The following is a 9,216-nucleotide window of genomic DNA, read 5'->3' as shown; positions in this document are numbered from 1 at the left end:
GATGTCGAGCGCGCCCGTGAGCAGGTCGCGGTAGGTTTCGATCAGGTCCACGGTGCGGACCAGGTGGTCGTACACGTCGCGGAAATAGGGGTCCAGGTCGTCGCCGACCAGCCCTCCTTCCCGGCGCAGGATGGCGTTGGCCACCTCGCGCATGGCGCTGGAGATGCGCCGGAACTCGATCAGGTTCCGCTTCAGCTCGAAGATGCGGCGCAACATGGGTGGGTCCGGCCGGTGCAGCACCTCCGACTCGATCTCGGAGGTCGCATCCGACAGCTCATCCAGCCGGGAGTGGTACTCGTCCACCACGCTGTCTACGATCAGGTAGAACAAGCGGTCGAGCCGCTGCAGCTTTTCTTGCATGGCGCACTCGCGGGCCTTGTGGAGCGCCGTGGACGGCCCCTCATGCACGGTGATCAGGTAATCCTTGCCGTAGAAGACGTCCAGGTCGCGGAAGCTGATCGCCTGCTCGGGACACATCTCTTTCAGGACGCAGAACAGGTAGCTGTCGTGCTCTTCCGCCTTGGCGCGCTGGGGGCGGTGGCGGCAGTCCTCGATCTGCAGCTCGTGCAGGCGGTAGCGGCGTGCCAGCTCGTCGAGCTCGGCCGAGTTCGGGTCGGCGACGTCAAACCACGCCAGATGGGGACACGGCTGCTGCGCGGACATGCCGACCGAGTTTCCAGTTTCTTGTTTCGGGTTGCAAGCTAAAACCGGTCCGCTAGGCGCGCTTCTTGCTCTCAGCGGAGGGCTTTTCTTCCCAGGGACGCTTGGGGCGCTGGGTCTGGGGCAGGTCGCGGTCCTTCACCCTGTCGTACACGTACTCGTCACTCACGGTGCCCAGCGACTCGTTGTACAGGCTGACGCCGCCCAGGGCTTCCTTGAGCTCTTCGGTGAAGTCGTGCAGCGCCCGCAGGTGATCGGCGGTGGCCGGGATCTCGGTCTTGGTGGTCTTGAGGAACTTCTGGTAACCGCGGTCGATCAGCTTGGAGATCTCGCCGTTGCTCAGGTAGCCGGGGCGGGCGAAGAGCTTCGCCCCGCCGTTCTCGTCTTTCTGGAGAGCGGCCGAGCAGTTGTGTTTCTTCAGGAACACGCGGTTGGCCATCCCGGGAGCTTCCAGGATGTCGAATCCGTGATCGCGCAACCAGGCGACCGCGTCTTCGTAGCTACGTTGCGTCATGGTCTTAGGCATTCTGAGTTCCCAAACGGAGCGGTTGGCAGCCACCTGCCGCCGCAATACGATACCCTGAAAGGACGGCGAAGTTGCCCACCGGGAATCTGCTTTTATAAACTAATTGCATCCGAGCAGTCGAATTTTGCCTCTATACAGCTTTGTTTCGAGCAAGTTAGAGCGGGGTGACGAACTTGGCTCTACCCGCCCGATCGAAAGACCGGGGTGCTCGTCCACAGGTAACACTGGGGGCAGGGGTAGTAGTTCGCCCGCCCGCCAATGTCCTCGACCTGGTGGGGAAGACGCCCCTGCTGCGGATGACGCGGCTGGGCCGGGACTTGCCCGGGATCGAGATCCTGGCCAAGGCGGAGTGGTTCAACCCGGGCGGCTCGGTGAAAGACCGGGCGGCCTCCAACATCGTCCGGGAAGCCGAGCAGGCAGGGAAGCTGGGGCCGGGGAAGATGTTGCTGGACTCCACCAGCGGAAATACCGGCATTGCCTATGCCATGATCGGGGCGGCGCGCGGCTTCGGCGTCACTCTGTGTATGCCGGCGAACGCCTCGCTGGAGCGCAAGCGCATCCTGAATGCCTACGGGGCGCACATCGTCTACACCGATCCGGGCGAGGGCTCCGATGGCGCCATCCGCAAGGCCCACGAGATGGTCGCCGCTGAGCCTGACAAGTATTTCTACGCCGACCAGTACTCCAACGACGCCAACTGGCGCGCTCACTACCAGGGCACGGCGCCCGAGATCTGGGAGCAGACCGAGGGGCGCATCACTCATTTCGTCGCCACCTTGGGCACCAGCGGGACGTTCGTGGGGACGTCACGGCGGCTGAAAGAGCTGAACCCCAGGATCCAGTGCATTTCCCTGCAACCGGATTCGGCGTTCCATGGCCTGGAAGGGCTGAAGCATATGGCGACCGCCATCGTGCCCAGGATCTACGACCCGAACCTCGCTGACCGCGACCTGGGCGTCGGCACCGAAGAGAGCTACGCCATGGTGCGCCGCCTGGCGCGCGAAGAAGGCCTGCTGGCCGGCATCTCCTGCGGCACAGCCATGGTCGGCACACTTCGAGTCGCGAGGGAACTGGCCGAAAAGCGCGAACGTGCTGTCATCGTGACCGTGTTCCCGGACGCCGGGGACAAGTACCTGAGCGAGGAGCGGGTGTGGAAGGAGGAGGATTGAGTAATTGAGAAATCGGGTAATTGGGTAATTGAAAACCGTCGTCGGCTGCAATTACCCAATTACCAAATTACACAATTACCCGATTCGCTCATGTTGAAGATCCTTCATCCCTGTTACCACGCGCTGCGCCGTCATGGCGAGGAGACGTACCCGCACGAGTGCTGCGGTGTGCTGCTGGGCACCATCGAAGGCGACGAGCGCACGGTCCTGGAGGTGGTGCGCACTGGGAACACGCGTCTGGATGCGCCGCACAACCGCTACCACATCGACCCCAAGGAACTGGTACGCATCCAGCGAGAGGGGCGGGAGCGCGATCTCGACATCGTCGGCTTCTACCACTCGCACCCCGACCATCCCCCGCGCTGGTCGCCGACCGATCTCGCCGAGGCGCACTGGATCGGCTGCTCGTACGTGATCACCTCGGTGGAGAAGGCAACGGCCTGCCAGACCCATTCCTTCGCCCTGCGGGGCGAGACCGAGGAGACCAAGTACTTTGCCGACGAGCCGGTCGAGGTCCTGATGACCGAGGAACCGGAGAAGTTCATTTTGAACCAGGAGCCCATGTGATGGCCGATGTGGTGAATCGAATCCCGCTCCTCGTGCATCCGTTAGGCAGCCGAGAAGCTATGAGAGTGTTAATTCCAACCCCCTTACGGCAGTACGCCGACAAGCAGGCGGCGGTCGAAATCAACGGCAGCACGGTGGGCGAGGCGCTGGGTAACCTGACCTCGCGCTACGGCGACCTGCGCAAGCACCTCTACACCGACGACGGCAAGCTGCGCGCCTTCGTCAACGTGTACCTGAACGACGAGGACATCCGCTACCTGGGCAAGGAGCAGACGCCGGTGAAACGGGGCGACGTCATCGCCATCGTGCCCTCCATCGCGGGAGGGATTTGGGAGAATTGAATAATTGAGTAATCGGGTAATTGTGTAATTGGCCTAGGTTTTTCAATTACCCGATTACCAAATTACCCAATTACCAAAGCGTATGACCACGGCAGTCGACAACAAGGTCACTCTGACCAACGAAGAGGTCCTCCGCTATTCCCGGCACCTCATCATGCCCGAGGTGGGCATGGAGGGGCAGCTCAAGCTGAAGGCGGCGAAGGTGCTGACCATCGGCGCCGGAGGGCTGGGCTCGCCCCTGGCCATGTACCTGGCGGCCGCGGGCGTCGGCACCATCGGGGTGGTGGACTTCGACGTCGTGGACTTCACCAACCTGCAGCGCCAGATCATCCACGGCACAAGCGACGTCGGCCGCAAGAAGCTCGACTCTGCCGCCGAGACCCTGAAAGAGATCAACCCCTTCGTCGAGGTGCGCAAGTTCGAGACGCGCCTCTCCAGCGACAACGCGCTCGAGCTCTTCCGCGACTTCGACATCGTGGTGGACGGGACCGACAACTTTCCCACCCGCTACCTGGTGAACGACGCCTGCGTGCTCAGCGGCAAGCCCAACGTCTACGGTTCCATCTTCCGCTTCGAGGGACAGGCCAGCGTGCTGGCCACGCCCCAGGGCCCCTGCTACCGCTGCTGGTATCCGGAGCCTCCGCCCCCGGGGCTGGTGCCCTCCTGCGCCGAGGGCGGCGTGCTCGGCATCCTGCCCGGGCTGGTCGGCGTGATCCAAGCGACGGAAACGGTGAAGCTCATCCTGGGCAAGGGCGACTCGCTCATCGGACGCGTCCTGCTGGTGGACGCCCTGGGGATGAAGTTCCGCGAGCTCAAGCTGCGCAAGAACCCGGAGTGCCCGGTGTGCGGCCCGAATCGCACCATCACGAAGCTGATCGACTACCAGGAGTTCTGCGGCATCCGCGGGGAGGAGGCGCCGGCCACCACGACCGTGCCCGAGATGACCGTCGAAGAACTCAAGCGCCGTCTGGACGCCAAGGAAGACGTGTTCGTGCTCGACGTGCGCGAGCCCCACGAATACCAGATCTGCAACCTCAATGGGTACCTGCTCCCGCTGGGCGACCTGCCCAAGCGGGTGCACGAGCTCGATAGCAGCCGCGAGATCGTGGCCCACTGCCGCTCCGGCGTGCGCAGCGCCAAGGCCGTGGACTTCCTCCGCCTGGCCGGCTTCAGGAAGGTCCACAACCTCCAGGGCGGCATTCTCGCCTGGGCCGACAAGATCGATCCCAAAATGCCGAAGTACTGAGCAGCTTACGCCGGCAGATCAGCCAGCGATGCTTCTTGCGCCGGCTGGGTGTGCGCGTGGACCCTGTAGAAGGAGATCTCGGCTGCCCACGAGGCCAGGCGGAAGATCCAGCGCGCGTACATCAGCGCCTGCGCCACCAGGAACCAGACAAACACGGTGAGTGCCGAGCCTTGGGGGAAGAAGCGGGCGAAGGCGCCGTAGACTAGGATGGTCAGCGCACCCAGCGCACCCAGCCCCAGGTAGATGGCCAGCGTCCGGCCGAAGTGGCTGAACACGAAGCCGGCGGCATGGCCCAGGGCCGCGAGCACCGAGGCGTGGTCGTCCCGCACCAGGTCAGCCTTCGCGTATTCCATGATCATGCTGATCACGAACACCAAGAACGCCAGCAGCGCCCACCGCAGCCACTGCAGGTAGAAGAGTGGTCCGCCGTACACGCTCTTGCTGAACAGCCACCGCAGCCCCTTGTCTCCCAAGTCCTGCAAGACCAGGAAGCAGACGAAGTAGAGCGCGGACGCGATCACCATCAGGCGGAAGAAGCGTAGGAAGTACTTGCCGACGCCGCGCCCGAAGGCGTGCAGGCCCGCTCCCGCACCCCGGGTGAAGACCTCGAACGCGCCCGCTGAGAGCACCGTATTCAGCAGCAGGAAGAGCACGCCGGCGTACACGATCGCGGTCGAGAAGCCCTTCAGGAAGCCGCTGTAGGCGATCTGGAGCTCGAGCAGCCACGCCGAGCTGAAGCCGTGCGCCAGCTCGTTGCCAACCGCGCTCTTGCCCACGTGGTCGGCGATGGCGGAATACATGGGCGCGGCCACGGCCGCCGCCAGCACCAGCTGGCAGGCCAGGAAGATCATGGCCAGCCACTTGGTCCGCCACGCGGCGCCGATGCCCTGCGAGATTGCTTCCGCTACACGCATCCAAATCCTTTACCGCAGGGAAAGCAGAGATCGCAGAGGGATTTCTGCCTTCTGCCTTTTGCCTTTGTTCTCAACTCTGCGCACTCTGCGGTCAAAAGTCTTACGAAAAGAACGAGAATGCCATCAGCACGTTCTGGATCCACACCACCCAGCGCAGGTACCACTTCTCCGGCGCCAGCTTGACCGGCTCCTTCAGCGCGCTGTTGTCGGTGCGCGGTACCTCCAGCTTCCACTGGCGGTCGGGATCCACTTCCGCCATCACGATCTTCGGCTTATTGGTGTACTTGAACTTCTGCCAGCGATACTGTCCGTCCCAGTGCTCGAAAACTTCCGAGCCGTCGTCGAACTTCACCCGCACCGTTACCGGGAAGACCATCTCGCCCAGACGCCGCACCAGCACCTCGGATTCGACCGGGCCCTTGTCATCGTCGTCCTCGTCACCTTTTTCAGGTCTGACCAGGACTTGCTTCCCATTCTCGTCGAAGAATCCGTCCTTCTCGGGAGCGGCCCCGGTGGTGAACGAGACCGAGTAATCCAGGCGCCCGGTGCCATACAGCGTCTGGTCGAAGAACCACTTGAAGTCCCGGCCCGAGACCTCCGTGACGGTATTCATGAAGTCGATCGCGTCCGGATGCTTGAAACGGTAGCGCATGTGATACGTGCGGATGACCTTGGGCCAGGCCTCGCCCAGCAGCCCTTCCAGCGTGCGCAGGGTGAGCTCGGGCTTGTCGTAGGCCTGGACGCCGTAGCTGGAGCGATTCAGGTCCAGCCAGGCAAAACGCTCCATGGCATCGGTCTCGGCTTCCTGCCAATATCTCCGGCTCGGCTGCCAGTGGTATTCCGGCACCCACTCCCAGTACTGGCCGATGGGGACGCCGTCCACGCCCTTCCATGGATAGCGAGGCACTGGCAAGTTCAGCCAGCTCTGCACCGGGATGGGAACCCCGAACACCCGTTGATATGCGTAATTCGGCCCGTACGCCTTCTCCAGCACCTTGCCGGTGGAGTAGCTGTTGAAGCCTTCGTCCAGCCACGCTTCCTCGAACTCGTTGTTGCCTACCAGCCCGTACCAGAACTGGTGTCCGAACTCGTGGACGATGACTCCCTCCGGGCTCAGCTGTCGCGCCGCCGGCCAGTAGCTGGTGCCCGCGGTAAAGAACGTCGGATACTCCATGCCGCCGGCGCCCAGGCCGAACGGCGACGGCGGATCCACGAACGTCACCACGTCGTAGGGATACTTTCCGTACCAGATGCCGTACCACTTCAGCGCCGCAAACACCGCCCGGAAGTGGCGCTCGATCTGCGACGCGTGCTCCCGCTGGATGAACAGCGTCACCTTCACGTCCTTGAGCCGGACTTCTTCCGGCGGCACGCCTTCCTTGCGCGACCACTCTGCGATCTCCGAGGGGGTCACCTGCTCGTCGGCCCGGAACGTGCGCACGATCTTCTGCACCTGCGACTGCGGCTGCGTGGTCCAAGCGAAATCGTGGATCTCCTCCTGGTAAAACTCGTGGGTGGTGGTGCCGTCGCCGTTCTGCTTGCTGCTGCGCTCGTCGCCGCTGGCCGCGATCTCGTAGTCCGAAGGCACGGTCAGGCTCACGTCGAAGGTGCCATAGTCGGCGTAGAACTCGGTGGAGACGTGAAACTGATGGCAGTTCCAGCCGCCCTGCTCGCGGTGCCGGTCGCCCGGGCCTTCGTACACGCCGGGCTTGGGGAACCACTGCGCCACCAGGAAGAAATTGTCCAGAAAGCCGGTGCGCGCGAACACCCGCGGCAGCTTGGACGTCCACTCGATCTCGATGGTCACCCGCCCGTTGGCCGCGATCGGCCGGCTCAGGGGCACGCGCATCACCGTCTGGTCGTAGGGATTGCCGTCGTCGGGCTGGATGTACTGCATTCTCGCGGTCAGGTCCTCGCCGTCCACCTTGATGGACTGCACGGCGACGTAGGCCCAGGAGTCGGCCTCGTCGCGGAACCGTACTCGTCGGCTGCTGGCCCCGCCCTCGCGGAAAAATGTGCTCAGGTTGTTCTTGAAGGCGTTGAGATACAGATGGAACTGCAGGTCGGGGATGGTGTCGCTGGTGTGGTTGCGCCACCGGATGACCTCGTGGCCCTTGAGAGTCTTGGCCTGCGGGTCGAGGCGCGCGTCGACCTTGTACTGCACGATGGGGTCGGGGATGAACTTCGCCTGGGCGCCGATTGCCACCATCACCAGCGCCAATATCAGAGATCTTCGCATCACCGGACTTTGGCTCTCCTCGAAGCCGCGATTGTACAACTGCCACCGCTCGCGCCGGCTACTTCTGCTTCACCACCCGCCCTTCCTTCATCACGAAGGTCACGTTGCGCAGCGCCTGGATATCCTGGAGGGGATTGGCCGTGGTGGCGATGATGTCCGCGTATTGGCCGGCGGCGATCGCCCCGCGCTCCTTCTCGATCCCCAGCAGCTCCGCACAATTCGTGGTCATGGCTTTCAGGATCGCGGGCGCGGGAATCCCGGCCTTGGTCCAGATGTCCAGAAAGTCCATCGACATCTGTCCGCGGTTCTTGCCCGGCAGGTTGGCGATGTCGTCGGTGCTGAACGCCATTCTGACGCCGATCTTGTAGGCGCGTGACAGCCGGTCCTGGATCTGGTCGGCGGTCTTCCGAAGGTCGAACCCAGGCAGTATGCCCCCGAAGGCAGCCAGGTGCTCGTAGGGAAAATCCGTGCCCGCCAGGTACGTGCCTTTCTGCTTCATGAGCTGGAGCTGCTCGTCGGTCAGCCCGAACCCGTGTTCCACCGAGTCCGCCCCGCCCTCGATGACGTTGGTTGCGGCCTGTCCTCCGAACACGTGCACCGCCAGCTTCAGTCCTGCCTTGTGGGCCTCGTCCGCAGCGGCCCGGATGTCTTCCTCCGTGTAGACGAAGCCCTCGTTGTCGGCCACCAGCTTGATCACCTTTGCCCCGTAGTAGATGTCCTGGTGGATGGCCTTGCGGATCTCCGCCGGATTGTCGGCGTCCAGGTACTCGAAATTCCACATGCGGCCCTGCTCCGGGGAGACTCCGTGCGATTGCCCCCCGAAGTTCGCGATGATCTTGCCCGCGTTGATGATGGTGGGGCCCACGAACCATCCCTTCTCCAGGGCCTGGCGGAGTGCCGTGTCGGCGTAATTACCGGCATTGCCCACGTCGCGGATGGTGGTGAACCCGCTGTGCAGGATGTCCTCCGCCTGGTGCAGCCCGCGCAGCGCGCGGAACGCCGTGCTCTCCTTGGCTTGGACCGCCTCCCACGACGAGACATCCGGCGGCGCCGGCGGAATATCCATCGTGATGTGGGTGTGCGCGTCCATCAGCCCCGGCATCACCCACTGCTTCGACAGGTCGATCACCTGCGCCCCCGCAGGCACGCTGCCGCCTGCGCTCTCGACCTTCCCCTCCTTGATGACGATCACCCGATTGTCCGTAACCTTGCCGGTGGCGGGATCGATGAGATGCCCGGCGCGAATCGCGGTCACCTGCTGGGACATCGCGAGACAACTGAGGACGAACGTGAACAGAGCGGCGGAGGATGGCTTCCACTTCATAATCGCTCCTCGAATGTGCTGGGATAATTCAGAAAGCGGAACAATCTACCACGTCAAAGGAATGTTTCTGGCAACTGAGGACTGACGACTGCAAAGAAAAAACCGGCGCGTTCTCCCCCGAGAATATTTGCGCCGGTCTTTCTGGCTCTCCGTTGGATCGGAGGACCAATGGCCGCTCATCTCCCCTTTACGGGTTCGGCCCAACTCTGCCGGTGCAGGCACAACCCGCG

The 9,216-nt window shown here is 63.3% G+C and carries 9 protein-coding genes; 4 read left to right on the top strand and 5 right to left on the bottom strand.

Features of this window, described 5'->3' with window-relative positions; translation table 11 throughout:
* Both VMS96_15530 and VMS96_15525 read right to left on the bottom strand, forming a co-directional pair.
* Positions 1-663 (bottom strand): magnesium transporter CorA family protein (locus tag VMS96_15530; protein HVP44840.1); only part of this gene is annotated, 663 nt, incomplete at its 3' end.
* Positions 664-715: 52 nt separating this feature from the next.
* Positions 716-1,174 carry a hypothetical protein gene (locus VMS96_15525; protein HVP44839.1) on the bottom strand — a complete coding sequence of 153 codons (459 nt, stop codon included), beginning with the start codon at positions 1,172-1,174 and terminating at the stop codon, positions 716-718.
* A gap of 284 nt (positions 1,175-1,458) precedes the next feature.
* Here VMS96_15525 and VMS96_15520 point away from each other — a divergent pair, with 284 nt between their 5' ends.
* The 4 genes from VMS96_15520 to moeB all read left to right on the top strand — a co-directional run bounded on the left by VMS96_15520 (position 1,459) and on the right by moeB (position 4,509).
* Positions 1,459-2,355, top strand: a complete 897-nt coding sequence (locus VMS96_15520) for a cysteine synthase family protein (GenBank protein HVP44838.1) — start codon at positions 1,459-1,461, stop codon at positions 2,353-2,355.
* A 90-nt stretch (positions 2,356-2,445) separates the two neighbouring features.
* Positions 2,446-2,922, top strand: a complete 477-nt coding sequence (locus VMS96_15515; GenBank protein ID HVP44837.1) for a M67 family metallopeptidase — start codon at positions 2,446-2,448, stop codon at positions 2,920-2,922.
* Positions 2,923-2,987: 65 nt separating this feature from the next.
* Positions 2,988-3,263: a MoaD/ThiS family protein gene (locus tag VMS96_15510; protein HVP44836.1), complete on the top strand. Its 276-nt coding sequence runs from the start codon at positions 2,988-2,990 to the stop codon at positions 3,261-3,263.
* Positions 3,264-3,345: 82 nt separating this feature from the next.
* Entirely contained in the window at positions 3,346-4,509 is a 1,164-nt protein-coding gene (moeB, locus tag VMS96_15505) for a molybdopterin-synthase adenylyltransferase MoeB (GenBank protein HVP44835.1), read from the top strand.
* A gap of 5 nt (positions 4,510-4,514) precedes the next feature.
* On the opposite strand, the gene VMS96_15500 is transcribed toward moeB, so the two are convergent.
* The 3 genes from VMS96_15500 to VMS96_15490 form a co-directional block, all read right to left on the bottom strand.
* Positions 4,515-5,423 carry a hypothetical protein gene (locus VMS96_15500; GenBank protein HVP44834.1) on the bottom strand — a complete coding sequence of 303 codons (909 nt, stop codon included), beginning with the start codon at positions 5,421-5,423 and terminating at the stop codon, positions 4,515-4,517.
* A 100-nt stretch (positions 5,424-5,523) separates the two neighbouring features.
* A complete protein-coding gene (locus tag VMS96_15495; GenBank protein HVP44833.1) occupies positions 5,524-7,662 on the bottom strand; it encodes a M1 family metallopeptidase in 2,139 nt (712 codons plus the stop codon).
* Positions 7,663-7,720: 58 nt separating this feature from the next.
* Entirely contained in the window at positions 7,721-8,986 is a 1,266-nt protein-coding gene (locus VMS96_15490) for an amidohydrolase family protein (GenBank protein HVP44832.1), read from the bottom strand.
* Between the last annotated feature and the right edge of the window lie 230 nt (positions 8,987-9,216).

It is taken from the genome of Terriglobales bacterium (genome assembly GCA_035543055.1).
Classification (GTDB): Bacteria; Acidobacteriota; Terriglobia; order Terriglobales; family Acidobacteriaceae; genus JAIQFD01.
The sequence above is the reverse complement of the archived record's forward strand: the minus strand, read 5'-3'. Positions and strand labels throughout refer to the sequence as shown.

Excerpts from the sequence above, each read along its gene's own strand:
- VMS96_15490 (HVP44832.1), bottom strand. The coding sequence starts at position 8,986 with ATGAAGTGGAAGCCATCCTCCGCCGCTCTGTTCACGTTCGTCCTCAGT.
- VMS96_15525 (HVP44839.1), bottom strand. The coding sequence starts at position 1,174 with ATGACGCAACGTAGCTACGAAGACGCGGTCGCCTGGTTGCGCGATCAC.
- VMS96_15495 (HVP44833.1), bottom strand. The coding sequence starts at position 7,662 with ATGCGAAGATCTCTGATATTGGCGCTGGTGATGGTGGCAATCGGCGCC.
- VMS96_15515 (HVP44837.1), top strand. The coding sequence starts at position 2,446 with ATGTTGAAGATCCTTCATCCCTGTTACCACGCGCTGCGCCGTCATGGC.
- moeB (HVP44835.1), top strand. The coding sequence starts at position 3,346 with ATGACCACGGCAGTCGACAACAAGGTCACTCTGACCAACGAAGAGGTC.
- VMS96_15500 (HVP44834.1), bottom strand. The coding sequence starts at position 5,423 with ATGCGTGTAGCGGAAGCAATCTCGCAGGGCATCGGCGCCGCGTGGCGG.